This is a genomic window from Methylobacterium fujisawaense, from assembly GCF_039619325.1.
Taxonomy (GTDB): Bacteria; Pseudomonadota; Alphaproteobacteria; order Rhizobiales; family Beijerinckiaceae; genus Methylobacterium; species Methylobacterium fujisawaense.
This window is the reverse complement of the sequence record NZ_CP155000.1, coordinates 981,772-1,007,845: the sequence shown is the minus strand read 5'-3', so window position 1 is coordinate 1,007,845 and position 26,074 is coordinate 981,772. Positions and strand designations below refer to the sequence as shown.

The 26,074-nt window shown below is 71.7% G+C and carries 26 protein-coding genes and 2 pseudogenes; 11 read left to right on the top strand and 17 right to left on the bottom strand.

Annotated elements, in window-relative coordinates; all coding sequences use genetic code 11:
* The first annotated feature begins 95 nt into the window (after positions 1 to 95).
* Both ABC766_RS04740 and ABC766_RS04735 read left to right on the top strand, forming a co-directional pair.
* Entirely contained in the window at positions 96 to 1,535 is a 1,440-nt protein-coding gene (locus ABC766_RS04740; RefSeq protein ID WP_043388785.1) for a carbohydrate porin, read from the top strand.
* A 57-nt stretch (positions 1,536 to 1,592) separates the two neighbouring features.
* Positions 1,593 to 3,126, top strand: a pseudogene (locus ABC766_RS04735) (cation:proton antiporter).
* Positions 3,127 to 3,138: 12 nt separating this feature from the next.
* Here ABC766_RS04735 and gshB read toward each other — a convergent pair.
* Complete coding sequence (gshB, locus tag ABC766_RS04730) at positions 3,139 to 4,095, bottom strand: glutathione synthase (RefSeq protein ID WP_345821309.1); 957 nt, start codon at positions 4,093 to 4,095, stop codon at positions 3,139 to 3,141.
* A gap of 49 nt (positions 4,096 to 4,144) precedes the next feature.
* Positions 4,145 to 4,438 (bottom strand): hypothetical protein, encoded by a 294-nt coding sequence (locus tag ABC766_RS04725; RefSeq protein WP_043349730.1) that lies wholly within the window; start codon positions 4,436 to 4,438, stop codon positions 4,145 to 4,147.
* 441 nt (positions 4,439 to 4,879) lie between these two features.
* On the opposite strand from ABC766_RS04725, the gene ABC766_RS04720 reads away from it, so the two are divergent.
* Together ABC766_RS04720 and ABC766_RS04715 are read left to right on the top strand one after the other, a co-directional pair.
* The gene (locus ABC766_RS04720; protein ID WP_043349728.1) at positions 4,880 to 5,092 is read left to right on the top strand and encodes a hypothetical protein; all 213 of its coding nucleotides are present in this window, start codon (positions 4,880 to 4,882) and stop codon (positions 5,090 to 5,092) included.
* Between the two features lie 98 nt (positions 5,093 to 5,190).
* On the top strand, positions 5,191 to 5,976 hold the full coding sequence (locus tag ABC766_RS04715; RefSeq protein ID WP_043349725.1) for a hypothetical protein: 786 nt from the start codon (positions 5,191 to 5,193) through the stop codon (positions 5,974 to 5,976).
* A 243-nt stretch (positions 5,977 to 6,219) separates the two neighbouring features.
* Here the strand turns inward: ABC766_RS04715 and ABC766_RS04710 are convergent, their stop codons facing one another.
* From ABC766_RS04710 to ABC766_RS04700, 3 genes are read right to left on the bottom strand one after another with little or no spacing between them, the layout of a single operon-like run.
* A complete protein-coding gene (locus ABC766_RS04710; protein ID WP_182591887.1) occupies positions 6,220 to 6,879 on the bottom strand; it encodes a DUF1254 domain-containing protein in 660 nt (219 codons plus the stop codon).
* A complete protein-coding gene (locus ABC766_RS04705; protein WP_345821307.1) occupies positions 6,867 to 7,550 on the bottom strand; it encodes a DUF1214 domain-containing protein in 684 nt (227 codons plus the stop codon). Before ABC766_RS04705 ends, ABC766_RS04710 begins: the two co-directional genes overlap by 13 nt.
* 4 nt (positions 7,551 to 7,554) lie before the next feature.
* A complete protein-coding gene (locus tag ABC766_RS04700) occupies positions 7,555 to 9,855 on the bottom strand; it encodes a PBP1A family penicillin-binding protein (RefSeq protein ID WP_345821304.1) in 2,301 nt (766 codons plus the stop codon).
* 293 nt (positions 9,856 to 10,148) lie between these two features.
* On the opposite strand from ABC766_RS04700, the gene ABC766_RS04695 reads away from it, so the two are divergent.
* Positions 10,149 to 10,640: a YcgN family cysteine cluster protein gene (locus ABC766_RS04695; RefSeq protein ID WP_043349710.1), complete on the top strand. Its 492-nt coding sequence runs from the start codon at positions 10,149 to 10,151 to the stop codon at positions 10,638 to 10,640.
* Between the two features lie 78 nt (positions 10,641 to 10,718).
* Here the strand turns inward: ABC766_RS04695 and ABC766_RS04690 are convergent, their stop codons facing one another.
* The 6 genes from ABC766_RS04690 to ABC766_RS04665 all read right to left on the bottom strand — a co-directional run bounded on the left by ABC766_RS04690 (position 10,719) and on the right by ABC766_RS04665 (position 14,829).
* Entirely contained in the window at positions 10,719 to 11,408 is a 690-nt protein-coding gene (locus ABC766_RS04690; RefSeq protein WP_051976350.1) for an NrsF family protein, read from the bottom strand.
* Positions 11,408 to 11,965 (bottom strand): RNA polymerase sigma factor, encoded by a 558-nt coding sequence (locus ABC766_RS04685; RefSeq protein ID WP_345821301.1) that lies wholly within the window; start codon positions 11,963 to 11,965, stop codon positions 11,408 to 11,410. Before ABC766_RS04685 ends, ABC766_RS04690 begins: the two co-directional genes overlap by 1 nt.
* A gap of 110 nt (positions 11,966 to 12,075) precedes the next feature.
* Positions 12,076 to 12,819 carry a DUF1223 domain-containing protein gene (locus tag ABC766_RS04680; RefSeq protein ID WP_345821299.1) on the bottom strand — a complete coding sequence of 248 codons (744 nt, stop codon included), beginning with the start codon at positions 12,817 to 12,819 and terminating at the stop codon, positions 12,076 to 12,078.
* A gap of 70 nt (positions 12,820 to 12,889) precedes the next feature.
* On the bottom strand, positions 12,890 to 13,678 hold the full coding sequence (locus tag ABC766_RS04675) for a creatininase family protein (RefSeq protein WP_345821298.1): 789 nt from the start codon (positions 13,676 to 13,678) through the stop codon (positions 12,890 to 12,892).
* A 123-nt stretch (positions 13,679 to 13,801) separates the two neighbouring features.
* Positions 13,802 to 14,335 (bottom strand): protein phosphatase CheZ, encoded by a 534-nt coding sequence (locus ABC766_RS04670; protein ID WP_051044744.1) that lies wholly within the window; start codon positions 14,333 to 14,335, stop codon positions 13,802 to 13,804.
* A 110-nt stretch (positions 14,336 to 14,445) separates the two neighbouring features.
* Positions 14,446 to 14,829, bottom strand: coding sequence for a response regulator (locus tag ABC766_RS04665; protein WP_012317888.1), 384 nt, complete (start codon positions 14,827 to 14,829; stop codon positions 14,446 to 14,448).
* A gap of 297 nt (positions 14,830 to 15,126) precedes the next feature.
* Here ABC766_RS04665 and ABC766_RS04660 point away from each other — a divergent pair, with 297 nt between their 5' ends.
* On the top strand, positions 15,127 to 16,113 hold the full coding sequence (locus ABC766_RS04660; RefSeq protein ID WP_043349701.1) for a bifunctional riboflavin kinase/FAD synthetase: 987 nt from the start codon (positions 15,127 to 15,129) through the stop codon (positions 16,111 to 16,113).
* A 62-nt stretch (positions 16,114 to 16,175) separates the two neighbouring features.
* Positions 16,176 to 16,394, top strand: a complete 219-nt coding sequence (locus tag ABC766_RS04655) for a DUF2093 domain-containing protein (RefSeq protein ID WP_043349698.1) — start codon at positions 16,176 to 16,178, stop codon at positions 16,392 to 16,394.
* A 3-nt stretch (positions 16,395 to 16,397) separates the two neighbouring features.
* On the opposite strand, the gene lpxK is transcribed toward ABC766_RS04655, so the two are convergent.
* The 3 genes from lpxK to ABC766_RS04640 are packed head-to-tail and all read right to left on the bottom strand — an operon-like array spanning position 16,398 to position 19,491.
* Positions 16,398 to 17,378: a tetraacyldisaccharide 4'-kinase gene (gene lpxK / locus ABC766_RS04650; protein WP_345821293.1), complete on the bottom strand. Its 981-nt coding sequence runs from the start codon at positions 17,376 to 17,378 to the stop codon at positions 16,398 to 16,400.
* On the bottom strand, positions 17,378 to 18,709 hold the full coding sequence (locus ABC766_RS04645) for a 3-deoxy-D-manno-octulosonic acid transferase (RefSeq protein WP_345821290.1): 1,332 nt from the start codon (positions 18,707 to 18,709) through the stop codon (positions 17,378 to 17,380). The genes lpxK and ABC766_RS04645 overlap by 1 nt, the downstream gene beginning before the upstream one ends.
* Positions 18,706 to 19,491: a lysophospholipid acyltransferase family protein gene (locus tag ABC766_RS04640; protein WP_345821289.1), complete on the bottom strand. Its 786-nt coding sequence runs from the start codon at positions 19,489 to 19,491 to the stop codon at positions 18,706 to 18,708. The genes ABC766_RS04645 and ABC766_RS04640 overlap by 4 nt, the downstream gene beginning before the upstream one ends.
* Before the next feature lie 279 nt (positions 19,492 to 19,770).
* Between ABC766_RS04640 and ABC766_RS04635 the strand changes: the two are divergent.
* Positions 19,771 to 20,274 (top strand): annotated as a pseudogene (locus tag ABC766_RS04635) (VIT1/CCC1 transporter family protein); the annotation flags it as partial.
* Positions 20,275 to 20,338: 64 nt separating this feature from the next.
* Entirely contained in the window at positions 20,339 to 21,262 is a 924-nt protein-coding gene (locus ABC766_RS04630; RefSeq protein ID WP_345821287.1) for a metallophosphoesterase, read from the top strand.
* A gap of 55 nt (positions 21,263 to 21,317) precedes the next feature.
* On the opposite strand, the gene ABC766_RS04625 is transcribed toward ABC766_RS04630, so the two are convergent.
* Positions 21,318 to 21,479: a hypothetical protein gene (locus tag ABC766_RS04625; RefSeq protein WP_164706402.1), complete on the bottom strand. Its 162-nt coding sequence runs from the start codon at positions 21,477 to 21,479 to the stop codon at positions 21,318 to 21,320.
* 319 nt (positions 21,480 to 21,798) lie between these two features.
* Here ABC766_RS04625 and ABC766_RS04620 point away from each other — a divergent pair, with 319 nt between their 5' ends.
* Entirely contained in the window at positions 21,799 to 23,193 is a 1,395-nt protein-coding gene (locus tag ABC766_RS04620) for an amidase family protein (protein WP_345821285.1), read from the top strand.
* A 97-nt stretch (positions 23,194 to 23,290) separates the two neighbouring features.
* A complete protein-coding gene (locus tag ABC766_RS04615) occupies positions 23,291 to 23,434 on the top strand; it encodes a hypothetical protein (RefSeq protein WP_345821283.1) in 144 nt (47 codons plus the stop codon).
* Positions 23,435 to 23,451: 17 nt separating this feature from the next.
* Here the strand turns inward: ABC766_RS04615 and ABC766_RS04610 are convergent, their stop codons facing one another.
* Positions 23,452 to 24,594, bottom strand: a complete 1,143-nt coding sequence (locus tag ABC766_RS04610; protein WP_345821282.1) for a M20/M25/M40 family metallo-hydrolase — start codon at positions 24,592 to 24,594, stop codon at positions 23,452 to 23,454.
* On the bottom strand, positions 24,591 to 26,063 hold the full coding sequence (locus tag ABC766_RS04605; protein WP_345821281.1) for a M81 family metallopeptidase: 1,473 nt from the start codon (positions 26,061 to 26,063) through the stop codon (positions 24,591 to 24,593). The genes ABC766_RS04610 and ABC766_RS04605 overlap by 4 nt, the downstream gene beginning before the upstream one ends.
* Positions 26,064 to 26,074 lie beyond the last annotated feature (11 nt).

The window sequence follows — 26,074 nt, the reverse complement described above, 5'->3', positions numbered from 1 at the left end:
AGGGTTAGGCGAGGCGACGCCTCCTGCAAAGACCAAGCGCATACGGGCGGCGGGCCATGCTATGCTGCGCGTGTGCTGTCGCCCAGAAGCGGCCGATGTCCTGCAAACTCATTTCCTGGCTGGCCCTCGGCCTGTCGACCCTTCCCGCTGCGGCCCAGACGCGGACCGTGTACGAGGGCGCGGGCGCCGATCCGCGCATCTCGGTCTCGCAGCCGGAGACCACCAGCCAGGCCTCCGGCGGCTATGTCCGCTCGGTGGAGCCCTCTCTCGGCCCGCTCGGCGACCCGCTCGGGATCCGCCCGGTCCTGAAGGAACGGGGCATCGCGTACAGCCTGACCTACATCGCCGACGTGCTCGGCAATCCAGTCGGCGGCCTTCGACAGGGTGCGATCGTCGAGGATCGCCTCAACCTGCGCCTCAACCTCGACCTCGACCGGCTGGCGGGCTGGCAAGGCGCCACGGTCCATGCCAACGCCTACTTCATCCACGGCACCGGCCTGTCGCGCTACTATGTCGGCAACCTGCTGACCACGAGCGTCATCGAGGCGCTGCCGTCCACGCGGCTCTACGTGCTCTGGTTCGACCAGAGCCTGATGGATGGCCAGCTCGGGATCCGGATCGGGCAGCAGGCTGCCGACACCGAGTTCTTCGTCAGCCAGACCGCGACGCTGTTCGTGAACTCGACCTTCGGCTGGCCGGTCATCACCGGGCTCGACCTGCCGAGCGGCGGGCCGGCCTACCCGCTCGCGGCCCCGGCGATCCGGGCCAAATACGTGCCGGGCAACGGCTTCTCCCTGCAGGTCGGGCTCTACGACGGTGATCCTGCCGGTGCGAACCGTCCGGGTGACGATCCGGAGGCGCAGCGCCTCGACCGGACGGGCACCAATTTCCGCCTGCGCGATCCGGCCCTGATCATCGCCGAGGCCACCTACGCGTACAACATCGCGCCCGGTTCCCGGGGCCTGCCCGGCGACATCACCCTGGGCGGCTGGCAGCATTTCGGCCGGTTCGACAGCCTGCGCTTCGACATCACCGGCGTGCCGCTCGCCGACCCGAACGCCACCGGGATCGGCCGGCCGGTGCGCGGCAATGCCGGCCTCTACGCGATCTACGACCAGACCCTCTACCGGGAATCCGGCAAGGACGACGAGGGCCTCGGCTTCTTCGTGCGTGCCGCGTGGTCGCCCACCCGCTCCAGCCTGATCGACGCCTACCTGGATACCGGGCTGGCCTACAAGGGCCTGTTCGACGGGCGCGACGACGACACGATCGGCCTCAGCGTCGCCTACGCGCGCATCAGCGACGAGGCCCAGCGGGCCGACCGGGACACGATCCTCTACTCGGGCATGCCGATGCCCCGCCGCCGCGCCGAGGCGGTGATCGAGGCGACCTATCAGGCCGTGGTCGTGCCGGGCTTCACGGTTCAGCCCGACGCGCAATACGTCATCCGGCCGGGCGCCGGCATCGCCGGTCCGGACGGCCGCCGGCTGCGCAACGCGGCGGTGCTTGGGGTACGCGCCACCGTGCAGTACTGAGCCGGCCTGCGACCGTGGGCCCCGGAACGGTCCCGGGGCTCCGCCTCTTTCAGCAGCATGTTAGTCTTCGAGTGGGTCGTCGGCGTCCTGTTCGGCGCCGTCCTCCTGGCCGGTGTCGCACGTCGGCTCGGGGCGCCATATCCGGCCTTCCTGGCGCTGGGCGGTGTCGGTCTCGCCTTCGTCCCCGGCGTCCCGAACCTGCGGCTCGATCCCGAACTGGCGCTCGCGCTGTTCCTGGCTCCGGTCCTGCTCGATGCCGGCTTCGACGCCTCCGTGCGGGATCTGAAGGAGAACTGGCGCGCGGTGGCCGGGCTCGCGGTCGGAGCGGTGGCGGTGACCACGCTCGCCGTCGCGGTCGTGGCGCGGCTCGTCGTCCCGGACATGCCGCTCTCCGCCTGCATCGTGCTCGGTGCCGTGGTCGCGCCGCCCGACGCCGTGGCGGCACTGGCGGTGCTCAAGCACGCGCCGATGCCGCACCGGCTCGCCACGATCCTGCGTGGCGAGAGCCTGCTCAACGACGCGGCCTCGCTGCTGATCTACCGGCTCGGCGTGACGGCCGCGATGGCCGGCACCTTCCACCCGGCGGAGGTGGCGCCGGCGTTCCTCCTGGGCGTCGTCGCGAGCCTCGTCGTCGGCCCCTGCCTCGGCCTGCTGTTCGTGGCCGTGACCCGGCGCGTGACCGACCCGGCGAGCGCGATCGTGATGCAGTTCGTCGCCGCCTTCGGGATCTGGCTCGCCGCGGAGCGGCTCGAGCTGTCGGGGGTCCTGACCATCGTGACCTTCGCGGTGACGGTCGCCCGCCGGGCCCCCGGCGTCACCGCGCCCCGAGCCCGGGTGATCTCCTACGCCGTCTGGGATACGGCGGTGTTCGTGCTCAACGTCCTGGCCTTCGTGCTGATCGGCATCCAGATCGACCCGATCCGGGAGCGGCTGAGCGGCGCGGATGCGTGGCAGGCCCTAATCCTCGCGGGCGCGACCTTCGCCACCGTGGTGGTGACCCGCCTCGCCTGGGTCCTGCCCACCACCGGGATCCGCGAATTCGGCCTTCGCCAAGCCGGAGTTCCGGCGCGGCTGGGGCCGGGCATCGCCCTGTCCTGGGCGGGCATGCGCGGGATCGTCACCGTGGCGGCCGCCCTGGCGCTGCCTGCCCAGTTCCCGCACCGGGATCTCGTGGTCGTCGCCGCCTTCGTCACGGTGCTCGGAACCCTGATCGTTCAGGGCCACCCTGCGGCCGCTGCTCGCCCATCTGCGGCTCGAGGACGACGACCCCGTGGGGCGTGAGACGGGCCGGGCCCGGGCGGCGGCCTACAAGGCCGCCCTCGACAGCCTCGCGGATGCGGAGGACGCGCCGGCGACCGACGCGCTGCGCGCCGAGTTCCGCGCGGCCCTCGCGGAGGCGGAGGCGCACGATGAGGGCTTGGCGCCGGAGAGCCTGCCGGCGGACGCCGCCCGGCGCCAAGCCGTCGAGGCCGCCCGCGACGCGGTGCTCGCCCTGCGCCGCCAGGGCCGGATCGGCGACGACGCCTATTTCCTGCTGGAGGAAGAGTTCGACTGGGCCGAACTCAGCGCGACGCCGCGCGCGGAGACCTGAGGCCGCGCGCCGTCACACGCCCTTGCGTGCCGCGATCCGGGCCTCGATCGCATCCCAGACGGCGACGGACAGGTCGGGGCCCCCGAGCCGCTGGATCGCCCGGATGCCGGTGGGCGAGGTGACGTTGATCTCGGTGAGGTGCCCGTCGATCACGTCGATCCCCACCAGGATCAGGCCCCGCCGCGCCAGCTCGGGCCCGATCGTGGCGCAGATCTCGCGCTCGCGGTCGGTCAGCTCGGAGGCGGAGGCGGCCCCGCCGCGGACCATGTTGGAGCGGATGTCGTTGGCCGCCGGGACGCGGTTGACCGCGCCCATGGGGACGCCGTCGACCAGGATGATGCGCTTGTCACCCTCCGTGACCCGGTCGAGGTAACGCTGCACCACCCAGGCCTCCCGGAAGGTCGTGGCGAACAGGTCGAACATCGAGCCGAAATTCGGATCGTTCTCGGTGACCTTGAACACGGCCGCGCCGCCATGCCCGTGCAGCGGCTTCATCGCCACCGTCCCGTGCTCCAGCCGGAAGGCCTCGATCTCCGCCTTGTCGCGGCTGATCAGGGTCGGCGGCATCAATTCGGGAAAATCGAGGACGAACAGCTTCTCGGGCGCGTTGCGCACCTCGAAGGGATCGTTGACCACGAGGGTCTCCGGATGGATCCGCTCGAGCATGTGGGTGGCCGTAATGTAGGCCATGTCGAAGGGCGGATCCTGCCGCATCAGCACCACGTCCGCCTCGGCCAAGTCGAGCCGCTCCGGTGGCGCCAAGGTGTAATGCGCGCCTTCGACGTCCTGCACGCTCAGACGTTCGACCCGCGCGGTCACGCGCCGGCCCTGCATCGAGAGCCGGTCCGGCGTGTAGTAGACGAGCGTATGCCCCCGCCGCTGGGCCTCCAGCAGCAGGGCAAAGGTCGTGTCACCCGCGATCCGGATATTCTGGATCGGGTCCATCTGAACCGCGACGGTCAGGCTCATACCAAACGCCCCTCGCCAACGGCGGACATCACAACCGGATGCAGCAAGCTCAATCGTCGGACAGAGACTTGCTGCCCGTGCGCTTGTCGTAGTCGCCGATCGCCGACCGGCATTCGGGAGACAGGCGCTTGCGGTTGCGCATCATGCAGCGATCCGCGTCCTGGCTGTTCGGGTCGACGCCCGCGCAGAGGCGGAAATAGTCGTTCGCGCAGCCAAGCTGCAGGCCTTGGTCCTCGCGCTGGGCATAGGCGGGGCCAGCCGTCAGCGCGAACAGCGCCAGCGCCGCAGTAGCCAACCCGCGGCGGCGGGCGGCGCGCAGGGATCGTTCCGGAACCAGTCGCATTCAGCGGTGTCCTCAATCTCGCTCGGGCGGAGAACCGACGCGGCGGTCCCGCAATCGCCCGCGTCCGGCATATCGGTCGGGCCGGGCGGTAGGCAAGCGTTGGAGGTCCCGAGGGGTTCCGCGCAGGAACGTCGCGACCACGCTTCGCCGCGGTGTGGCACGCGGGTCGCACGGCGGCGCCGTCCGACAAGACACGACGCTCCACATAAGAAGGCCCCGTCCGGGATCGGACGGGGCCTCAAGTCGAAGGGAGGAAACGCCCGCCATGGGCACGGAACGCAACGCAAGTCGCGCGCCAACTCCCATCAAAGCCCTCTCCGGGCGCCGATGCCTGGAAAGACTCCGTTAACCACGTCGTGCTGGATTGTTTCGGTAGCCCTTGCCGACGCCCTCCGAAGGGCCCGGGCCAGATGCTCGGACCGCCGACAGGAGCCGGAGACCATGACCCTTTTCAAGCCGCAGGAGACCGGCGAAATCCGCTCGTCGAAGTCGGCCGCCGATCTGTCCCGCAGAGTTGCGCCGGCCGCGTCCGCGGACCTGATTCCCTTTCCGGGCGCCGAGGCGCGTCGGAGTTCCCGCATTCCGCGCTCCGGCGAGCGACGCGGCGAGATCCTCCTGTTCCTCGGCGTGCGCTACGAGCGCCTCGCGTCCTGAGGACGTCGCGGTCCATGTCACATCGGCCGCGCGCCGCCACCGACGGTTCTCCCATGTCAGCCCCGGATCGCCGGCCGTTCGACCGCGCACGCCGAGCGATGCGCCTCGGCCCCGTCGGCGCTGCACTGGCCGTGCTCGCAGCCTGCACCCAGAGCGGCGATTTCGGCCGACCGCGTACGGGGGTCTGGAACGGGCTCATCGATACGACAGGCAGCTTCAGCACCCGAGACCGCGGGCGCCTGCTGCTCGAATCCGGCCTCACCGACGACGAGCAGGCCCTGCGCGACCGCGCTTGGCGATTCGTCCAGCCCGCCAGCAGCTTCACCGCCTTTCAGGACGCGGTGCTGGGCCTCGCCAGCGCCCACGTGCTCCCGCCGACCTGGCGCTACGAGGAAGTCGGTTCCTATTACGAGGCCCTCACGGCGGAGCCGTCCCGCTCCCCGGTCTCCCGCTACCGGAAGCTCGGCGACGACGCCACGGCCGATGCCCGGCTGATCCCGATCTTCGTGGCGCTGGCCGCCCGCGTCATCGACGCCGATGCCGCGCGTCTGCGCAGCCTGCCCTTCGCCAAGACCCTCGACAACGCCGACGTGCTGGAGGCCGCCCAGCGGGTCGCCGAGAATCGCTGCCTGATCGCCTGGGTGCGCTTCGAGGCCGGCCTGCGGCTCGCGCGCTACCGCTTCGCCCTGGAACACCTGTTCGCCGCGGCGCCGGCACCGGAATCGGTCTCGGCCGAGCGGTCCATCATGATGCTGGCCGCCCGCCGCAACCTGCTCGACCCGCTCCTCCCGCCGGATGCCGCGGCCCGCTGTGGCCTCGGACCGGCTCCGCTGCCGCCCCCGGTGCCGGTCGCGCAGGCGGAGCCGCTGGTGGTCAAGTATTGAACGGCCGAGACTGCGGTCGCGCCCCACCCTGACGACGACAGCGCCCGTGCTGCCGCGACATCGGCCGCGTGGCCGACCTGCAGGCCCGCGCGTGTCCGGATCGTGGGTCAGGGCGATGGGCAGGCCCATCCGGCCGACCGCACAGCGCTGGAGACGCGGACGGTTCGCGGATCCCCGAACGGACGAAGGTGGCTGAGGGCCGCCGCACGTCGATCGACGCAGCCAGCCCGTTCGACGGTCCCGCTAGCGTCCCGTCCCCTTGCCGGGCCCATCCTTGCCGGGCGCGTCCTTGACGGCCGCGTCCTTGCCCGTCGGCGCATCGTCCGTCGACGTGTCGGTGGTGCAGGAGACGGCCTGGACCGCGGCATTCGCGGCGGGACGCTGGCTCGGGAGACCGGCGATCACCCGCACCACCACGAAGCCGCGCGTGTCGGGCGCGACGATGCGCACGTCGCGGCTCGGATCGTTCTCGTCGTCGTCTGCGAGCGCCTCGTCGTACTGGGCGCGGGTCAGGATGACGAGGTCGAGGGCGCCACGGACCGCGGCCTGGTCGGTCACCGCGTAGAAGGCCCCGCGGCGGGCATGCGCGGCGAGCGACAGGGACAAGGGACCGGTGCGGGCGGAGACGCGCATGGGCCCGTCCGCGAGGTTGTAGGCGCAGACGCCCACCGCCACCGCCGGATCCGGGATCGGCAGCCATGCCTCGGGCGGGGAGGGATCGTCACCGGTGGCGACCGTGTAGATCGACTGCGGATGGTCCAGGTTCTCGCTGGTGCGGGCGCGCGAGACGGCGTCGGCTTCCGAGAGGGCAGGGATCGCCAGGACCGCCGCGATGTGGACGATCCCGGCGAGCACGAGGCCGATCAGCGTGGCGTAGACGAAGCGCAGGCTCACGAGGCGCATCCGAGGCGAGTGACGGCCGGCACGGAACTCCGGTCGAGGGACCCGACGCTGGCGGCCACCGGCGTATCGTAGAGGCGCAGCGCCAGCCGGACCGGACCGCTCGCCCGCGGGCTCGGGAGCCAGTTCCCAGGCTGCACATCCGGCGCGAGCACGATCGAGAACCACCCGTCGGGCGCGCGCAGCACCTCGGTGGAGGTGAAGCCCTCGCGCAGGGGCGCACGGCCGGGATCGCGCGGGCCGCGGCCGGCCACCGTGATCGTCCAGGCGCGGGCGGGCGGCGTCGCGCCGCCGATCCGGTAGGTGCAGGTGGCGTCGAGCGCCTGTCCGGCATCGTCGACCGCCGCCGTCAGGAGCAGGCCCTCACCGACCGCCAGAGGGATCTCTCCCCGGCGGGCATTGACGGCGCGGGTGTAAGGATCCGCATTCGCCGCGCCGGCCCGCGGCCAAGCGGTCCAGGCACCGACCTGAACGCCCCCGAACGGATAGCCGCCGCTCGTCGCCCAGTCGGCGCTGGCGAGGCCCAGAAGGGCGCCCAGCGCCAGGGCGTAGACGGCAAGGCCGGCGATCGAAGTCTTGCGCCACAGCCGTCGGACGAACCGGACCGCGCGGCTGCGCGGGGCGGCGGCGGACATGGAGACGCGGCCGAACGCGTCGGGAATCGTGAGCTTCATGCGCTCACCGAACCTCGGTGAAGCCGCCGACCGGGCGGCTGCCCTCGGCAAGTTCGCGCAGCTGGCCTGACGGCGGCACCGCGGCCCGGTCGCCGGGCTTCCTGCCGGTCTTGCGCGGCTCTCCGGTTCCGGTGGGTGCGTCCGGAGCCGGTTCTGCGGGGGCGCGCTCGACCGTGCGGAACAGGCCGTTCAGGCCGCTGATCACCTCGAAGGAGCGGCGCGAGAGCTTGCCGTAGGCGCTGGCATTGGGGTCGATCGGGGCGGTCGGGCCCCCGGAAGCCTGCTGCTGGGCGGCGCGCGGGCTGTCCTTCAGGCCGGGCAGACCCTTGATCTCGATGCCCTGATGGGCCGGCTCCATGATGTCGTGCCAGGTCTGGGCCGGAAGCGAGCCGCCGGTCAGCTTGTTGGTGGAGGTGTGATCGTCGTTCCCGAACCAGACGGCGCCGACGTAATTGCCCGTGTAGCCGACGAACCACGCGTCCCGGTAGGCGTTCGTGGTGCCCGACTTGCCGGCCACCTTCACGCCCTCGAGCTGAGCCCGCTTGCCTGTGCCCTCCTCGACCACCTTGTTCAGCATGAAGTTCATGTCGGCCACGACCTGCGGCGAGAGCACCCGCTCGGGCGCCTCGTCGGCGTGGCGGTAGATCACCTCGCCGGACGAGTTCTTCACCTCGATGGCCGCGTAGGGCTTGGCGCGGAAACCGCCGTTGGCGAAGACCGCATAGCCCGCCGCCTGGTCGATCACCGTCACCTCGTCCGAGCCGATCGGCATCGACACCGTGTCGATCAGGTTCGAGGTGATGCCCATTTTGTGGGCAAGTTCGGTGATCTTTGCGCGGCCCGCCTTGGCGGCCCGGGCCTCGTGACTGATGCCCATGGCCTTGCCGAGGGAAATCGAGATCTTGATCGGGATCGTGTTGATCGACTTCGCCACCGCGAGCCACATCGGCACCCGGCCGGCATAGGAGCGGCCGTAATTCTGCGGGCACCAGTTGCCGATGCAGACCGGGCTGTCGACCACCGTCGTGTCGGGCTTGAACAGGCCGGAGGCGAGCGCGGCCGAATAGACGTAGGGCTTGAACGACGAGCCGGGCTGGCGCAGGGCGTCGGTGGCGCGGTTGAACTGGCTCTCGCCGTAATCGGCGCCGCCCACCATGGCGCGCAGCGCCCCGTCCGGGTCGAGGATCACCATCGCGGCCTCGTCGACGTCGTAGGCGTCGCCGGACTTGCGCAGGATGTCGGCCACGACCTCGTCGGCCCGCTTCTGGATGGCGAGGTCGAGGGGCGTCTTCACGGTCAGCACACGGTCGCTGCGCAGCTTGCCTGCGTCGGCCATGGCCTTGATCTCGCCGAAGGCCCAATCGAGGTAATAGTCGGCGGTGATGTCGCGGGTGCGGGTCACCGGGGTCGCCGGGTTGCGAAGCGCCGTCTGGATCTGGCCCTCGGTGACGAAGCCCGCCTCCACCATATTGTGCAGCACGTCCGCCGCCCGGGCGCGCGCCGCCGGCAGGTTGACGTGCGGGGCGTACTTGGTGGGCGCCTTGAACAGGCCCGCCAGCATGGCGGCCTCGGCGAGGCTGATGTCCTTGAGCGGCTTGCCGAAATAATAGTCCGCCGCCGCCACGGCGCCGAAGGTGCCGCCGCCCATATAGGCGCGATCGAGGTAGAGCTTCAGGATCTCGTTCTTGGTGAGGTGGCTCTCCAGCCACAGGGCCAGGAACGCCTCGTTGATCTTGCGCTCCAGGGAGCGCTCGTTCGTCAGGAACAGGTTCTTGGCGAGCTGCTGGGTGATCGAGGAGCCGCCCTGCGTGCCGCCGCCGCCGCGCGAGTTGTTGACCAGCGCCCGGAGGGTGCCGATCGGGTCGATGCCCCAATGCTCGTAGAAGCGCCGGTCCTCCGTGGAGACCAGCGCCTTGATCATGATGTCGGGAAAGTCATCGAGCTTGAGCGAATCGTCATGCTTGATGCCGCGGCGGCCGACCTCGGTGCCGTAGCGGTCGAGGAAGGTGACGGCGAGGTCCTGCTGCTTGAGCCAGTTCTCGCTCGTCAGCTGGAAGGCGGGCTGAGCCAGGGCGAGCATCAGGACAGCGCCCCCGGTCCCGATGGTGACGCCCTCGCTCGTCAGGTCCAGGGCGACGCGCTTCCAGCCGCGCACGGCGAACCGGCTCATGACGCGCTGGAAGCGCTCGTAGGCTTCGCCCGTGGACTGGCCGCCATCGTACAGGCTGGCATTGACCCAGGCGTCGAAGGCGAGCGCGGCGCGTTCGAGGCGGACCTTGATCTCGGTGAGCGTCGGCAGGCGCACGATGTCGAACCCGGCTTGTCGAGCGCCTCTGCGGCGGATCCTGGCGGCGGATGGTCGAGGGCCCGCGCCGCGGACACGAACCCTGCGCCTGCGCCACCGCACGGCATCCGAGGTCCATAGCAGGATCCGGAACCGTCGGCGAGGCTCTGCGCAGTCTCGCGAATCGCCGCGGACGAGCTTGGGCGTAACGCACGACGGTGCGATCCGGTCGCATGGAGGTCGTCGGCGGCCACGCTTGCAGCGGTGCCCGGGCTCGGGCAGAGAGGCGGCTTCCCATCCGAGAGAATTTCCCGATGCCCAAGCCCGAGGCGCCGCGCCGCGGGGCGGTCGAGCCGTTCTGGCGGACCAAGACGCTCGAAGCCATGACCCCGTCCGAGTGGGAGAGCCTGTGCGACGGCTGCGGCCGATGCTGCCTGATGAAGCTCGAGGACGAGGATACCGGCGAGGTCCATCACACCGATATCGGCTGCACGTTGCTAGACGGCCTCACCTGCCGGTGCCGCGACTACGCGCGGCGCCAGAAGCGGGTGCCCGACTGCGTGCGCCTGACGCCGGAAGCGGTGCGGTCGATCGCCTGGCTGCCGCCGACCTGCGCGTACCGGCTCGTGCGCGACGGGCAGCCGCTCTACCCGTGGCATCCCCTGATCTCCGGCCGGGCCGCGAGCGTGCACGAGGCGGGCATCTCGGTCCGCGGCCGGCTCGCCGGCAACGAGGAGGAATTCTCCGAGGACGAGTTGCCGGACCGGATCGTGGACTGGCCGGGCCTCGATCCCAGCGCCGTCTGAGGCGAGCGCGACGGACGCCGGCGCCCGCAGACCGGCTGACGCCGCGTGGTCGCGGCCCGGCGCCTCGACCGGTACGCCCTAGCCGGTCCCGGAGTGCCGGCCGAGCAGCCGGCCGCCCGCCAGGCCGTTCGCCGCGATGACGATGGTCACCGCCGCCGCGTGGAACAGGAGATCCGTGGCGGTGGCGTCGTGGGGGTGGACGGGCATGAGCAGCGCCGCCGCCGCCGCCGCCACCGCCAGCCCCCCGAGGGCGGCGGTGAGGTTCGGCCGCAGCGGGCAGGCGCGCCGCAGCATCACGACGATCAGCACCGACAACGGCACCGAGACGCAGATCAGGAAGCTGAAGCAGCCCGCGATCGTGTGCTCGCCGGGCACGTCGGCCCCCGGCGCGATCCAGTCGCGCAGGCAGCCCAGCCCGCTCGCGCCGACCCAGAGGGCGAGGGGCGGAAGCGGCAAAAGCGCCCAGCGGCTGGACCGTCCCGGCACGCTCGTGGCGAAGGCCGCGAAGGCGGCCGTGATCGCCGTCAGCACGGCGCCGACCGCCGCGAGGGCCAGATCCGGCACATGCATGCGCAGCATGAAGCCGCCGGTTCCGATCCAGGCCGCGAGGACGACGCCGACCACCAGCGTCACGCCGAGCCAGAGCGCCGCGCGGGCCTCCGGGGTCGGCAGCGGCCGCACGGGTTCGAGGCCGCCTGCGAGTTCCTCGACGAGTCGGTCGTAACGGGACAGGTCCCCGCCGGCCCGATTGCTCCCCTCTCCGGGCATCACTCCCGCTCCTGCGTCAGACTGGCCCGGAGCGCCTTCAGCGCCCGGTGCAGGTTCACCTTGAGGGCTCCCTTGCTGCGACCGGTGAGGGCCGCGGTCTCGTCGAGCGACAGCTCGCGCAGGCCCAGGTGCTCCACGGCCTGCCGCTGGCCGTCGGGCAGGGCCGCCACCGCCCTGGCCAGGGCGGCCGCCCGATCCCGCGCCTCCAGCCTATGGCCGGGGATCGGGCCCGGATCGACCTCGGCCTCGTAGGCCAGGGGGTCGTTGACCTCCCGCGGGCGCCGCCCGGCGCGGCGCAGCCGGTCGATCGCCCGCCGCTGGGTGATGGCGCGCAGCCAGGGCAGGAAGGGACGGGCCGGATCGTAGCTCGCCCGGGCCCGGTGGACGGTCATCAGCGCGTCCTGCACGACATCGTCCACCGCCTCGCCGCGCACGCCCTGTGCCCGGGCGATCGCCGAGACCACGGGCAGACACGCCTTCAGCAGCGAGCGGTAGGCGGCCGCGTCGCCGCCCTGCGCCGCCGCCATCAGGGTCGCCAGTTCCTCTTCGAGCGCCATCCGGGCTCCGCCGTCGTTCCGCCCCCCGGCCCGCGTCGTGTCTACCCCGCGGTGTGATCCCGACGCCAGCGCCCAAGCGCGCGCGGGCATCCCGCCCGAAACGGCGAGCATCATCGTACGGCCTCCCGTCCCGTCCCGGCGGGGGCCGCGGCGAGTCGCGCCGCGCCGAGGATGCGCCCGTCATCGGCCTGAAGCAGCAGGGCCGCCGTCTCGCCCTCGGGGCGGGTCGCCGTGAAGGTCGCGGCGGTACCGGACCAGCGCCCGAGATCCTGCAGCGAGCGGACGACGTTGGCCTGATCGAGGGTCCGCCCGGCATTCTCGCCGCGCAGCACCCGCGTGGTGTGGCTCGGATCGTACCCAATCAGCAGGACACGGCCGGAGGCCCCTCCGGCGTCGCGTGCGGCCCCGATCTGCGCCACGACGCGCCCGCCGTCGCGGGCCAGGGTCGCCGGGATGCCGGGGCCGGCCTCCCGGGCGCGGGCGATGGCAGCGCGCAGCCCGACCTCGTCCGAGCCGACCAGCCCGGTCTGCCCGTCGATCACGGCCTGCGGCGTGTAGGCGGGCCCGCCGAGGCGGGCCGCGTAGGATTCCTGGCGGGCGGTGGCGGCCGGCAGGGCGTAGGGGTCGCGCCAGTTCAGGTGGTTCCAATAGGTGACGTGGAACGCGAGCGGCAGGACGTCGCCCTGCGCACCCGCTGGCTCATGGACGAGGCGGCCGATCAGCGCCTCCGCGGGCGGGCAGGAGGAGCAGCTCTGCGAGGTGAACAATTCGACGACGACGGGGCGCGCCGCCGCCTCGGCCGAAGGGAGGACGGCACACGACAGGACGGCGGCGATCAAGAGGGCAGGGCGCATGGCCGGAACTCCCGCACGCCGGCGGTTCGGACCCGGCGTACCGGCTCCTTCGGCGCTGCCGCGGCGGCGGTTACACGTCCGGGTCGAGTTCGAAGGCGTCGACGTCGCGCAGGAGGGCGAGGAAGGCCCGGGCGCCGTAGTCCAGCGCCGCACGGCCCGCCTCGGCGGTTCCGAGACGCGCATCGCCCATGGCGCCCGAAGGATGGAGGTCGCCGGCCTTCCACGCGAAGGCGGCGGGGCGGCCGGCACGCAGGTGAGTGAACTCGCGGGCCATCACCCGTGTCCGCGGCGGGAAGTCGGCGATCCGGTCGGCCCGGACGAGGTCAGGCCGCAGGGCCAGCATCAGCGCCGTCTCGATCCCGCCGGCATGGATGCCGTGGGCGATCTCGTCGGCGGGGAACAGGCCCTCGGGATAGCCGAGTCGCGCCCAGGACGTCGTGACCGCCACCATGCGGAACCGAGCGCGCAGCTCGGCCGCCACGAGATCGATGAGCCCGCTGTTGCCGCCGTGACTCGTGACGAGCACCAGCTTTCGGCAGCCGGCGCGGTGGACGGCCGCGCCGATTCCCGTCCAGGCGGCGAGCGCCGTCCCGGTGTCCAGGGAGAGCGTACCCGGGAAGGAATCGTGCTCGTCCGACTTCCCCACAGGCTGGACTGGCAGCAGCAGCACGTCGAGATCGGGCGGCGCGTGGTCGCGCACCCGGGCGAGGTAGCCCTCGGCGATGAGGGTGTCGGTGGCGAGCGGCAGGTGCGGGCCGTGTTGCTCGATGGCGGCCACCGGCAGAACCGCGATCGCCCGCTTCATATCGCGACGCGCCAAGTCTTCGGTGGTCAATTCGGACCAGAACCGCGCCGTCATTCCTGCCGAGGCCTCCTTCCGGCGCCGCCGGGCGGCAGCGGGTTCGGGAGGCGATCTAACCGGCAGGTCGCCGCCGAGTCGACTAGCGCGTCGGCGGTCGACGCCTCGCCGGCAGGGTTCGCCTCAGGCGAACAGCGCGTCGATGTCGTCCTGGGAGGGCGTGGCGTCCACAGCCTGCGGACCGTTCAGCAGGAGATCCTCCGCCCGGGCCCGCCGGGCGCGCTCGGCGGGATCCATGGAGGACGCGTCGCGGGCCTTCACGGCCCCCACGAACCGCGCCAGGCGCTGCTCGAACAGGCGCAGCGATTCGACCACCTTGGCGATCCGCTGGCCGGTGATGTCCTGGAACGCGCAGGCTTCGAAGATCGTGTTGATGCGCTCCTCGACGGCCTCGCGGTAACCCGGTCCGTCGGGCAGGCCGAGCATCGCCTCGGCGGCCTCCATGATCGTGTTGGTGGCGCCTGCCGTCGCCGCGACAACGCTGCCGAGTTCCTCGTGCGCCATGGGGATGCGGTCACGGCTCATCTCGTTCGCGCGCAGCGCCCCGATCTCCTCACGGAGATGGGCGATGTAATCCGCGATCTCGATCAGCTCGGCGATCACGGTCTGCGGTTCACGAAACCGCAGATCGGCCTGCCGTGAGGCGGCTGACGACATGCTCTTCTCCTCGGATCTGTGGCCGTCCTGACCGGCCACGCCACGTCTCGGCGCCCGGCGGCGCAGGAGCGAACCGCCCGGACGGCGAGGGGACGAAGAAGGGGAGCCGGTCAGCTTCCGCAGACCGCCTCGATCTTCGACTTCAGCGTGGCCGCGTTGAAGGGCTTGACGATGTAATTGTTCACGCCGGCCTTCTTGGCCGCGATCACGTTCTCGGTCTTCGATTCGGCCGTCACCATGATGAACGGCGTCGTCCGAAGATTTTCGTCGGCGCGCACGTGCCGCAGCAGCTCGTAGCCCGTCATCGGCTCCATGTTCCAGTCGGAGATGACGAGCCCGTACTTGCGGCCCTTCAGTCGCGCCAGCGCCTCGGTCCCATCGGACGCGTCATCAACCTCTTCGAAGCCGAGCTGCTTCAGTAGATTGCGAATAATGCGGACCATCGTCTGGTAATCGTCGACAACGAGGATCGGCATGCTCAGGTCGAGAGCCATCGAACAACTGCTCCGTATTGCCCGGCGGGAAGCCGCGGCGGCTCCCGGATAGATTAACGCTTCGCTAACGCTGCGTTTTAGCTGCGCTGCACAGCATTGAAAATAGGGCACGCGCATTGCGAAGCGGTTAATCGGGACGGCCGGGGCGAGGCCGTGCGCCCCGAGGGCAGCCCGGCGCCCTCGGAATGCCTCGCTTGACCCTCCGGGCGCCTTTGGGCAGGGTCCGGCCGCGTCGGGCCCCTCGCGGACATGTCAGGCGATCCCATCCGACCCTTCCGAGCATTCGACCCCGAACCGATGGCCCCAGGCGACGACACGGCCGCGCGGCCCTTCACGATCTGCCGCGCCGATGCGCCCGTCCCACCCGCCCTGGCCGGGGCCGTGGCGGCGATCGGCAATTTCGATGGCGTCCATCTCGGTCATCGGGTGCTCGTCGAGGGCGTGCGCGCCGAGGCCCGTGCGGCCGGCCGACCGGCCGTGATCCTGACCTTCGAGCCGCATCCGCGGGCCTATTTCACGCCCGACGCGCCGATGTTCCGGCTGACCGGCCTCGCCGCCAAGGAGATCGTGTTCGCGCATCTGGGCCTCGACGGCCTGATCGTGCGCCGCTTCGACGGGGCTCTGGCTGCCACGGGCGCCCGTGCCTTCGTGCTCGACTTCCTGAAGGGGGCGCTCGGCCTGTCCGGCGTTGTCGTCGGGCACGATTTCCATTTCGGCCGCGGCCGCGAGGGTACCCCCGCGATCCTCGCCGAACTCTGCCGTGAAGCCGGGATGCGCTGCCGGATCGTGGCGCCGGTCGCCCTCGGCGGCGAGACCGAGCCGGTCTCGTCGAGCGCGATCCGCGCCGCCCTCGCGGCCGGCGACATCGTCCGCGCCAACGCGCTTCTCGGCTATCGCTGGTTCGTCCTCGGCGCGGTGCGCCACGGCGACAAGCGCGGGCGGCAGCTCGGCTTTCCCACCGCCAACATGATGCTGCCCGATTGCGGGCTGGCACACGGCATCTACGCGGTGCGGGTCCGCCTGGCGTCGGGGGACTTCCGCGACGGCGTGGCGAGCTACGGGCGCCGTCCGACCTTCGATGACGGCGCGCCGCTGCTGGAGACTTATCTCTTCGATTTCTCCGACGATCTCTACGGGCAGGACATCGCCGTGGAGTTCGTCGGACACATTCGCGGCGAGGAGCGGTTCGCCAGCGCCGACGCGCTGGTCGAACGCATGCATGTCGATGCGGCGATGGCGCGGGCCCTGCTGGCGCGCGATGAAACCCCGTCGATGCTGACCTGAACCTCGCGGGCATCGCGGGGCGTGCAGATCGTGTAGAAGGCGCCATCGAGCAGGAGGCGGACGTGCTGGGTCGTTACGAGCGCGCGAACAACGGCGAAGCGGTCGTCGAGTACGGCGACGGCACCATGCGGGTGGTCAAGCCCGGCAGCTTCGTGCGCTGCGCGGTGACCGGCGAGCCGATCCCCCTCGACGGGCTGCGCTACTGGAGCGCCGCCCGCCAGGAGGCCTACGCCTCCCCCGAGGCGATTCTGCAGCGGCTCAAGGAAACCGGCCGTCCCTGAGGGTCACGGCGCGCGGAGCGCGTCGCGGATCTGCCGGCGCAGGGCGTCCACGTCGTCGAGTACGAGGCGGACGCGCAGGACGCGCACGTCTGCCGAGAAGGCCGGCGGCAGGCGCACGGCGTCCTTCTCGGTGGTGACGAGGTCTGCACCGAGGCGCCGGGCCGACTCGGCCAGGACAGCCAGTTCTCCCGGCCGGTAGGGATGATGATCCGGGAACGGACGCGTCCCGGCGATCACCGCGCCCGCCGTCGCCAGGGTCGCGAAGAACTTTTCGGGTCGGCCGATGCCCGCGAAGGCGAGGCAGCGCCGGCCCGCCAGATCATCCGCCTCCCGCACGAGTCGCGCCCGGTGGACGGGCAGGCCGCGCCGCTCGGCCGCCCGGGCGACCGCGTCGCCGCCGGCGCCATCACCGATCACGATCAGCCCACCGACATGCGGCCATTGCCGGGCGAGGGGCGCGCGCAGCGGCCCCGCCGGGAACGGCAATCCGTTGCCGAGGCCGGCGGGACCATCGACCACCGCGAAGCTGAGATCCTTGACGAGGCTCGGATTCTGCAGGCCGTCATCCATGACGATGACGTCGGCGCCAAGCTGCCGGCAGAGGGCAGCGCCCGCCGGCCGGTCCCGGGAGACGATCGCGGGCGCCCTGCGGGCGAGGAGCAGCGGCTCGTCGCCGACCTCCGCGGCGGCGTGGCGGTCGGGATCGACCCGTACCGGGCCCGCGTTCCGGCCCCCGTAGCCGCGGGACAGGAAGGCCGGCCTGCGGCCGAGCTCGGCGAGGACGGCCGCGACCGCCAGGGCGGCCGGCGTCTTGCCGGCACCGCCGAGGGTGAAATTGCCCAGGCACAGGACCGGGCAGCCGGCCGGGGCGCCGGGACGATCCATGCGCCGGGCCACCAATGCCCCGTAGAGCGCCGCGAAGGGGGCGAGGCCGCGCGCGGCCGGGTGATCCGGCCCCGCCGCCCAGAAGGCCGGGGGCCGCATCAGGCCCGCACGAGCGGTCGCGCGCGGCTACCCCGGTCGAGGCGCTGGAGCTTCATCTGCGCCACGAAGGGATCGAGCACGGCGAGCGTGCGCGCCACCGCCCCCTCGAAGGGCTCCAGGGCACGCTGCCCCGCACGGGCCATGTCGGCGAGCCGGCTCCGATCGCCGAGGAGCTCCGCGGCGATCGCCGCCAGTTCGACGCCGTCGCGCATGGGCAGGGCGCCCCCGGCCCGGTCGAGGGCCTGATAGACCACGCTGAAATTCTCGATGTGGGGCCCGTGCAGCACCGCAGAGCCGAGGCGCAGCGGCTCGATCGGGTTCTGTCCGCCCCGCGGCACCAGGGAACCGCCGAGAAACACCAGGGGACTCAGGCGGTAGAACAGGCCCAGCTCACCGATCGTATCCGCGACGTAGACCTCGATGGACGGGTGAGGCCGCCCGCCGGTGGAGCGCCGGGCGCTGCGCAGGCCGACGGCGTCGGCGCACGCCACCACCTCGCCCCCCCGGGCCGGATGCCGCGGGGCGATGATGGTCAGGAGCTGGGGGAACTGCACCTTCAGCATCGCGTGCGCATAGGCGACCATGGTCTCCTCGCCGGCATGCGTGCTCGCGGCGACCCAAACCGGCCGGCCGGCCATCATGGCCCCGAGATAGGCAAGCTGCTGCGCGTCGGCCGGGGGCACCGACGCGTCGAACTTCAGATTCCCCGCGATGCTCACCCGCGGCGCGCCGAGCTTGGCGAAGCGCTCGCCGTCCTCCTGGGTCTGCGCGAGGCAGATCGCGATCCGCGTCAGCAGAGCCTTGGCGGTGCGCGGGCAGCGCTCCCAGCCTCGGAACGAGCGCTCCGACATGCGGCCGTTGACCAGGATCAGCGGGATTTCGCGCTCGTCCAGCGCCAGGATCGTGTTCGGCCAGATCTCCGATTCGGCGATGACCGCGAGGTCCGGCTGCCAATGCTCTAGGAACCGTCCGATCCAGCGGGGCGCGTCGAGCGGCATGTACTGATGCACCGCGCCGGGCGGCAGCCGCACGCCGACGAGTTCGGCCGCCGCGCGTGTGCCCGTGGTCACGAGCACCGAGAAGCCGCGGGCGATCATGCCCTCGACGAGCCCGATCAGCGACAGGGCTTCGCCGACGCTCGCGCCGTGCATCCAGGCCAGCGGCCCGACCGGCCGGGCCCGCCCCGGCAGACCGCGGCGCTCCGGAAGCCGACGCGGATCCTCCTTGCCGCGCTGCGCACGCCACGCGAGCAGGCCGGTCAGCGCCGGCTCACCGATGCGCAGGCCGGCCCGGTAGGCCTGCAGTGGCAGGGTTACGGAGGGACGCCTCACGCGAGGTCTCCCACCGGCGCGTCTCTGAGTTCGGGAAGCGGGTCGCGGTAGAGCGCCGCCCGGTCGGCGCGCCCAACGAGCGCGTAGGCGCGGGCATGCACCCGATTCATCTCGACCTCGACGAAGCGGCGCAGCGTCTCGAACGCCTCGCCGTCGCTGTCCCGCGGAACATAGATCGGGTCGCCCAGCACGATCGCGCCGCGGCCGAAGGGCAGGCCCAGGCAGGCCCGGTCCCACGAGTTGAAGCGCAGATGCCGGCTCGTCACCACGGCCGCCGGGACGATCGGCCGCCCGGAGAAGCGCGCCAGGGTCAGGATCCCGGCATCGCACCGGCGCGAGACCTTGGGAACGTCGGCGCTGAAGGCCACCGATTCGCCGCCCTTCAGGGCCCGCAGCATGGCCCGCAATCCTTCGGCTCCGCCCTTGGCGCGCAGATCGGTGGCGCGGCTGCGGCCGCGGGCGCCGGAGGCCCGCATCACACGGACGCCGAAGCGTTCCAGCGCGATGGTGTTGATGTTCCCATCCGGATTCCGCGAGATGATCGTGGCCACGCGGTCGCCTGGGCGACGCATGAGCGGCATCATGATGTGCTGGCCGTGCCACATGCCGATGATCAGCGGCTTGCGCGCGTCGATCCAGCCGTCCGCGGCCCCCGGGGACGCATCGCCCGCATGGATCTCGAAGCGGTTGGTGAGTCGCACGAACCGCAGATAGCCGGCCGCGAAATGGCCGAGGAGGCCCTGCACGGACGGATGGCGGATAAGACGCTTGCCGAGGTTCATGTCACGCGTGGGGCGGCTGGACGGCCGCCCGATCAGTTCCGGATCGAATTCGACCGGGCATGGTCTAGCCCCCGCCCCCGAGACGAGACAATCGGCCCCGCCCACAACCACACGTTTGAGCCACCGGTGTCGACCGGCCTGCCGGCGTCGCGGATGCTCCCGCGGAGCGGCGAAAACACGGCAAGCACCCTTGTTTGGATTGATTCCAGACTGTAGATTGGAATTGATCCAAACAAGGAGATTCGCATGGCCGCCGCCCTCGAAAGTGCCGTCGCATTGGACGCGGAAGCGCGCCGCGCCTTCGTTTTGCGCTACGTGCAGCCCGGCCTTGCGGGCCTGATCGACGGCTCGGTCTCGACCCTCGCGCCGATCTTCGCGGCGGCTTTCGCCACGGGGCATAACGGCGCGACCTTCCTGGTGGGGCTCGCGGCGTCGGTCGGGGCCGGCATCAGCATGGGCTTCACCGAGGCGCTCTCGGACGACGGCCAGGTCACGGGCCGCGGCGACCCCTGGCTGCGCGGCCTGGTCTGCGGGGCCATGACCACGCTGGGCGGCCTCGGCCACACGCTGCCCTACGCGATTCCCGACACGCTCCCGCCCGGCTGGCCGAACCCGTTCGTGCTCGCCACGAGCCTCGCCGTCCTGGTCGTGGTGGTGGAACTCGCGGTCATCGCGGCGATCCGCACGCGCTTCATGGCGACGCCCTTCTGGCGCGCGGCCCTGCAGGTCATGCTCGGCGGGGCGCTGGTGCTGGTGGTCGGGATGCTGATCGGAAGCGCTTGACGCGAGGCGCCGCGCCCGCGATGCGGGGCGCCTCCCGTCCCCGTGTCGAGGGTGACCACCGGCGTTGACCTTCCGCCTCGCCCATCTCAGCGATCCGCATGTCGGCCCCCTCGGCCGGGTGCGTCTCCACCAGCTCATCGGCAAGCGCGCCACCGGCTACGCCAATTGGCGGCGCGGGCGCTCGCGCAGCCACGACATGACCGTGCTGGAGGCGCTGGTCACCGATCTGAAGGCGCAGGGCGCCGGACACATCGCCTGTACGGGCGACCTGTGCAACATCGGCCTGCCGAGCGAATGGGAGACGGCGCGTACCTTCCTGGAGGCACTGGGCTCGCCCGAAGCGGTGAGCTTCGTGCCGGGCAACCACGATGCCTATGTCCGCGGCTCCCTGGAAGGCCTGCTCGCCGCCTGCGGCCGCTACACGGGCGACGATTCCGGCTCGTGGGGCCGCTTTCCCTATCTGCGGCGGCGTGGGCCCCTGGCCCTGGTCGGCCTGTCCAGCGCGATCCCGACCAAACCCTTCGTGGCGACGGGCCGCCTCGGTGCGCCGCAGCTGGCCGCGGCCGAAGCCCTGCTCCGCGCCCTGGCCACGGAGCCGGGCCGCCCGTTCCGCGTGGTGATGATCCACCATCCGCCGCAGCCCGGGGGCGCCTCGCCCGGCCGCGAGCTGAAGGATGCCGCAGCGTTCAGCGCGATGATCGCACGGGCCGGGGCGGACCTGATCCTGCACGGTCACAACCACGTCACCAGCGCCGCCCGGATCCCGGGGCCGGACGGCCGGGCCGTCCCGGTGGTGGGTGCCCCCTCCGCATCGGCGCGCCCGCACGGACACGGGGCGATGGCGTCGCGCCGGGCCTCCTACCTGCTGTTCGAGATCGACCGGTCGGACCAGAGGGTCTCGATCACGGCCCGGCGACGGGGCCTCGATGCGTCAGGCGCCATCAGCGATCTCGGCGCCCTGGACCTCGACGCGTCAAACCTCGCCTGACGAGTCGGGCCGGCCGGCCCGTGAGGGGGGCGCCGGCCCGGGATCGGGATGCGGGTCAGATGCCGACGACTGCCAAGTCGGTGCGCTGCTGTCGGCTGAGGCTCGCTTCGTAGCGCTCGGCCTGGAGGCGGGTAAGACCGCAGATCAACGCGAGTGTCCCGCGATACACAGTGTAGGTGCCGTCGTGTGTCGGCCTGACGCGAATCACCTCTGCCATGGAAGCCTGCCTTCTGCTGGAGGTTGCCTGCCCTCGTCTAAGAAAGTCGTTCCTTCTCGCTGAATTGGCCGGTCGAACGCGCGAACGGGGGGAGGTTATCAGTCGTTCCAAAGGTAGCAAGAGCCGCATACGTCGGAATGCTTAGGTCTTTTCTGCTGCATTGCGGCAAAGCCTTGCCGGCGTTGGCGATCCGCGGAAGCGGAAAAAAGCGGCCGTCGGCTTGCATATTGAATATGCTGCGCGGGCCGGCCGGGAGCCGCTCGGGCGGTGCGAATCGTAGGATGGACCCCGCCCGTCCGGGCGCGCGAAAGGAACCCCCATGCAGCTCTGGCGTCTGACGGCGACCGACCTCGCGGCCCTGATCCGCACCGGCCAAGTTTCGGCCCGGGAGGTCGCGCGGGACGCCCTCGACCGGCTCGAGACGGTCAATGGGCGGATCAACGCCGTGGTCGAGCACCGCCCGGAGGATGTGCTGGCGCAGGCCGACACGGTGGACGCCGCCCGGGCTCGGGGTGAGGCGCCCGGCCCGCTCGCGGGTGTCCCGGTCACCATCAAGGTCAACGCCGACCAGCAGGGCTTCGCGACGACGAACGGGCTGCGTCTCCAGCGCGACCTCGTGGCGACGGACGACAATCCCGTGGTCGCCAATTTTCGCCGGGCCGGCGCGGTGCTGCTCGGTCGGACCAACACGCCCGCCTTCTCGCTGCGCTGGTTCACCACCAACCAGCTCCACGGCGACACCAAGAATCCGCGCGATCCGGCTCTGACGCCCGGCGGCTCGTCCGGGGGCGCGGGCGCGGCTGTGGCGGCCGGGATCGGCGCGATCGCCCACGGCACCGACATTGCCGGATCGGTGCGCTATCCAGCCTATGCCTGCGGCGTGCACGGGCTGCGTCCGAGCCTGGGCCGGATCCCCGCCTGGAATCCGTCCTCGCCCGAGCGGGGGATCGGTCCCCAACTCATGGCGGTCTCGGGGCCGATCGCCCGCAGCATCGCGGATCTTCGCCTCGGCCTCGAAGTCATGGCGGCCCCGGATCCGCGCGATCCATGGTGGGTGCCGGCGCCGCTGGAAGGGCCGTCCGTGCCGCGCCAGGTCGCCCTGTGCGTGCGGCCTGGGGGCCTCGCCACCGCCCCGGAGGTCGAAGCCGCCCTGCGCGAGGCCGCGCGCCGCCTGGCCGAGGCCGGATGGACGGTCACGGAGATCGCCGACACCCCGCCGATCCGGGAAGCCAGCGAACTCCAGCTCCAGCTCTGGCTCGGGGACGGCTACGCGGCGGTCCGGGCTGCGGCGGAGCGGGAAGGGGATCCGGCGGCCATCGGGCTCCTGGAAAGCTTCCGGTCGCGGGCCGAGGCGATGGCGCCCGACGCCATCGCCCGGGCGCTCACCCGGCGCGCGACGCTGGCGCGGGAATGGTCGCTGTTCCTTGCCGAGAACCCTGTGCTCCTGGTCCCGGTCTCGGGCGAGCTGCCCTTCCCCGACGGGCTCGACCGCACCGGGGATGCCGGCGTCGCCCGGGCCTTCGAGGCGAACCTGCTGCAGGTGGGACTGGCACCGATCGGGGTCCCGGCGCTCACCGTGACGACCGGCCTCGTCGGACGGACCCCTGTCGGGGTGCAACTGGTCGCCGCCCGCTACCGGGAAGACCTATGCCTCGCGGCCGGCGCGGCGATCGAGGCCGGAGGCGTGCCGGAGATGCCGGTCGACCCGGTCTGACGCCTGGCCGCCCCTGTCCGGACCCGAAAAGTGGCAGGCCTGCCGGTCCGACGATCGGCTGCAGGAGTCGCGACGGCTCGAGGATCGCCACAGGCGGGTGCGTGTGAAGCCCCTGACCGGTCTGCCGACCGCGCCGTCAGGTCCGCTCCCCGCCCTGGCGGGCTTCGTCCGCGGCGGCACGGCGGGAGGGCCTGCCGGGGGTGCCGTCGCGATCGCGGCCCTCGGCCGGGTCGGCATCTGACATCACGCCGGCCGGGCTTAGGACCGGCCTGCGGCTCCGAGGTTTGCCAGCAGGGCCGCGAACAGCCGCGCCCGCTGCGGCAAGGTCTCGATCAACACGTGCTCCTCCAGGGTGTGGTAGCCTTGGCCTAGCGGCCCGAGCCCGTCGAGTGTCGGGATACCGTTGGCGCCGGTGAAGTTGCCGTCCGAGCCGCCGCCGGCGCTGCGATGGGGCAGGGGCTGGCCGAGCGCCTCGCTCAGGGCACGCGCCTGCTCGTAGAGCGCCATGCAGCCCGCATCCGGCTCCCAGACCGGCCGGGTCACGCCCCGGGTGACGGTGAAGCGGACGCCGTCCTCCTCACCCGACAGCGCCAGCATCCGCTCGACGCCGCGGTCGAGGTCGGCCTGGCGCTTGGCCATGCTGAGCGCCTGCCCGCGGCAGACGGTCGGGACGCAGTTCACCCACTGCCCGCCCGAGACGATCCCGGTGGAGACGGTGCAGTCGGCATCCGAGAGCCCATCGATCGCGAGGATCTTGCGCGCCATCGCGCGGATCGCCGAGCGCCCCTCGTGGGGCGAGGCGCCGGCGTGGCTCGGACGGCCCAGGGCCTCGAGGTCGAATCGGGCGATGGCGTAGCGCCCGGTGACCACGCCGTTGTCGGGCTGGCCGGGTTCGGGCACCAGCACGACGACGTGGCGGGCCGCTTCAGCCTCGATCAGGTCGCGGGTCGAGGGGCTGCCGACCTCCTCGTCGCCGGTGAACAGGACGGTCACCGGCAGCGGCGTCTCGATCCCGGCCGCCGCCAGGGCGCGGATCGCCGCCAGGGCGATGACGTTGCCCCCCTTCATGTCGAGGATGCCCGGGCCGTAGGCGCGGTCGCCGTCGATCCGCCAGGGCAGGCTTCCGAGGGTGCCGACCGGATGCACCGTGTCGAGATGGCCGAGCACCAGAATGCCGGGCCGGTCGCGGTCCCGGTGCGGGAACCGCGCGCGGACGCAGTCGCTCAGGCCCATGCGGCCCGGGATCGTCTCGACGGTCGCCCCGAGGAGCGCGAGATCGCGGGCGGCGACGCTCATCATCCGATTGACCGCCGCCGCGTCGTGGGTGGGACTCTCGCACAGGACCCAGGGCTGCAGGGTCGCGAGGATGTCCTGAGCGTCGAAGCGCAGATCCGGAATCATCGGGCTTTCTCCTCGGCGAACGGATCGGCGACCCGCGGCCAGTAGAGGCCGGACCGCTTGGTGTAGGGGATCGCGCCGTAATCCGGCGGAACGGCTCCGGGGGCCGCGACGTAGCGGACCTCGCTCGCGATCGGCGCGAAGGCGGCGTAGAAATGCTGCATCGACTTCACCACGACCATCCGCTTGTCGTCGAGGGTGAGGCCGAGACCCGTGAACGCGTCGGGCGCGAAGGCCTGCTGGCGCTTGTGGGTCAGCACCATGTGGATCCCGTCCGCCTCCACCCAGGCCGCGGGGCCGAGATGGGCGCGGCCGCCGCTGAGGCCGGTCTGGCTGTGGTTGTCGGACAGGCCGCGCACCGTGACGCGCAGGTCCACCGGGTTCCCGGAAGTCACGCCGCACTTGCCGCCGATCCGCAGCGTGAAAGACGCCCCGAGCCCGGCCTCGTGGCAGATGCCGACCGCCCCGGGATCCCAGATCAGGCCGAGGGCCACGTCCTTGACGCCCCGCTCTGCGAGGCGGGCGAGGATCGCGGTGTTGTCCGAAGGCGCGCCCGCGCCGGCATTGTCGGCGAAGTCGGCGAGGACCATCGGGCGCGGGTCGGCGGAGGCGAGGGCGAAATCGATGGCCGCGTCGATCGTATCGCAGCGGCTCGCGGCCTCTTCCCGCATCGCCCAGACCGCGCCGGCCAGCTCATCGGCCAGCGCCTGCGCCTTGCCGGCATCACCGTCGGCGACGACCAGCATCTTGGCACCGACATCCGCCACGTCGCCCCAGGGGAAGCCGTGCCCGAAGGAGACCGACAGGATGCCGTCGCGCCCCTCCAGGGACTCCATCCGGCGCACGAAGCCCGCGACCGGCTCGCGGCTGGTGCGCCACATGTTGACGATCCGGCAATCGGCGTAGGCCATCACCGGCCGGATGTCCTTCGACACCGTCTTGACGACCAACGGATACAGGTCGCGAGCGCGGTCGACGATGTCGGTGTGCGGGTATTCCTTGTAGATCACGATGACGTCGGAGTTGGTCCGCATCGTCTCGGTGAGATGGCAGTGGAGGTCGAGCTCGACGCCGATCGTGGCGTCCGGCCCGACGATAGCGCGGACCCGCTCCAGGATGTCGCCCTCGCAGTCGTCATAGCCCTCCGCCACCATGGCGCCGTGCATGAACAGCAGCACCGCATCGACCGGCATCGCCGCCTTCAGGTCCTCCAGCAGGGTGTCGCGCAGCGCCTCGTAGACGGCCCGCAGGGTGATGCCGCCGGGCTGCGCGAAGGTCGAGAGGCTCTCGACCACCGCATGCCCGTCCGCCTCGGCCATCGCGCGCCAGGCCTTGAGGCCGATATTGCTCAGGCTCGGCGGGTTCCGGCTGCCGTCGCGGCGGGCGTAGTCGGCGTGAAACGCCGCTTGTCCGGTGGGCAAGGGCGCGAAGGTGTTGGTCTCTGTGGCGAGACCCGCGATGAAGATCTTCAAGGTCCTGTCCC

What these genes read in the sequence shown, in the direction of transcription:
- ABC766_RS04665 (WP_012317888.1), bottom strand. Translation starts at nt 14,829, where the DNA reads ATGGCTCTCGACCTGAGCATGCCGATCCTCGTTGTCGACGATTACCAG.
- ABC766_RS04610 (WP_345821282.1), bottom strand. Translation starts at nt 24,594, where the DNA reads ATGATTCCGGATCTGCGCTTCGACGCTCAGGACATCCTCGCGACCCTG.
- ABC766_RS04725 (WP_043349730.1), bottom strand. Translation starts at nt 4,438, where the DNA reads ATGCGACTGGTTCCGGAACGATCCCTGCGCGCCGCCCGCCGCCGCGGG.
- ABC766_RS04705 (WP_345821307.1), bottom strand. Translation starts at nt 7,550, where the DNA reads ATGAAGCTCACGATTCCCGACGCGTTCGGCCGCGTCTCCATGTCCGCC.
- ABC766_RS04740 (WP_043388785.1), top strand. Translation starts at nt 96, where the DNA reads ATGTCCTGCAAACTCATTTCCTGGCTGGCCCTCGGCCTGTCGACCCTT.
- ABC766_RS04660 (WP_043349701.1), top strand. Translation starts at nt 15,127, where the DNA reads ATGGCCCCAGGCGACGACACGGCCGCGCGGCCCTTCACGATCTGCCGC.
- ABC766_RS04625 (WP_164706402.1), bottom strand. Translation starts at nt 21,479, where the DNA reads ATGGCAGAGGTGATTCGCGTCAGGCCGACACACGACGGCACCTACACT.
- ABC766_RS04710 (WP_182591887.1), bottom strand. Translation starts at nt 6,879, where the DNA reads ATGCGCCTCGTGAGCCTGCGCTTCGTCTACGCCACGCTGATCGGCCTC.
- ABC766_RS04690 (WP_051976350.1), bottom strand. Translation starts at nt 11,408, where the DNA reads ATGCCCGGAGAGGGGAGCAATCGGGCCGGCGGGGACCTGTCCCGTTAC.
- ABC766_RS04720 (WP_043349728.1), top strand. Translation starts at nt 4,880, where the DNA reads ATGACCCTTTTCAAGCCGCAGGAGACCGGCGAAATCCGCTCGTCGAAG.
- ABC766_RS04620 (WP_345821285.1), top strand. Translation starts at nt 21,799, where the DNA reads ATGCAGCTCTGGCGTCTGACGGCGACCGACCTCGCGGCCCTGATCCGC.
- ABC766_RS04715 (WP_043349725.1), top strand. Translation starts at nt 5,191, where the DNA reads ATGCGCCTCGGCCCCGTCGGCGCTGCACTGGCCGTGCTCGCAGCCTGC.
- ABC766_RS04685 (WP_345821301.1), bottom strand. Translation starts at nt 11,965, where the DNA reads ATGGCGCTCGAAGAGGAACTGGCGACCCTGATGGCGGCGGCGCAGGGC.
- ABC766_RS04640 (WP_345821289.1), bottom strand. Translation starts at nt 19,491, where the DNA reads ATGAACCTCGGCAAGCGTCTTATCCGCCATCCGTCCGTGCAGGGCCTC.
- ABC766_RS04695 (WP_043349710.1), top strand. Translation starts at nt 10,149, where the DNA reads ATGCCCAAGCCCGAGGCGCCGCGCCGCGGGGCGGTCGAGCCGTTCTGG.
- ABC766_RS04675 (WP_345821298.1), bottom strand. Translation starts at nt 13,678, where the DNA reads ATGACGGCGCGGTTCTGGTCCGAATTGACCACCGAAGACTTGGCGCGT.
- gshB (WP_345821309.1), bottom strand. Translation starts at nt 4,095, where the DNA reads ATGAGCCTGACCGTCGCGGTTCAGATGGACCCGATCCAGAATATCCGG.
- ABC766_RS04670 (WP_051044744.1), bottom strand. Translation starts at nt 14,335, where the DNA reads ATGTCGTCAGCCGCCTCACGGCAGGCCGATCTGCGGTTTCGTGAACCG.
- ABC766_RS04680 (WP_345821299.1), bottom strand. Translation starts at nt 12,819, where the DNA reads ATGCGCCCTGCCCTCTTGATCGCCGCCGTCCTGTCGTGTGCCGTCCTC.
- lpxK (WP_345821293.1), bottom strand. Translation starts at nt 17,378, where the DNA reads ATGCGGCCCCCGGCCTTCTGGGCGGCGGGGCCGGATCACCCGGCCGCG.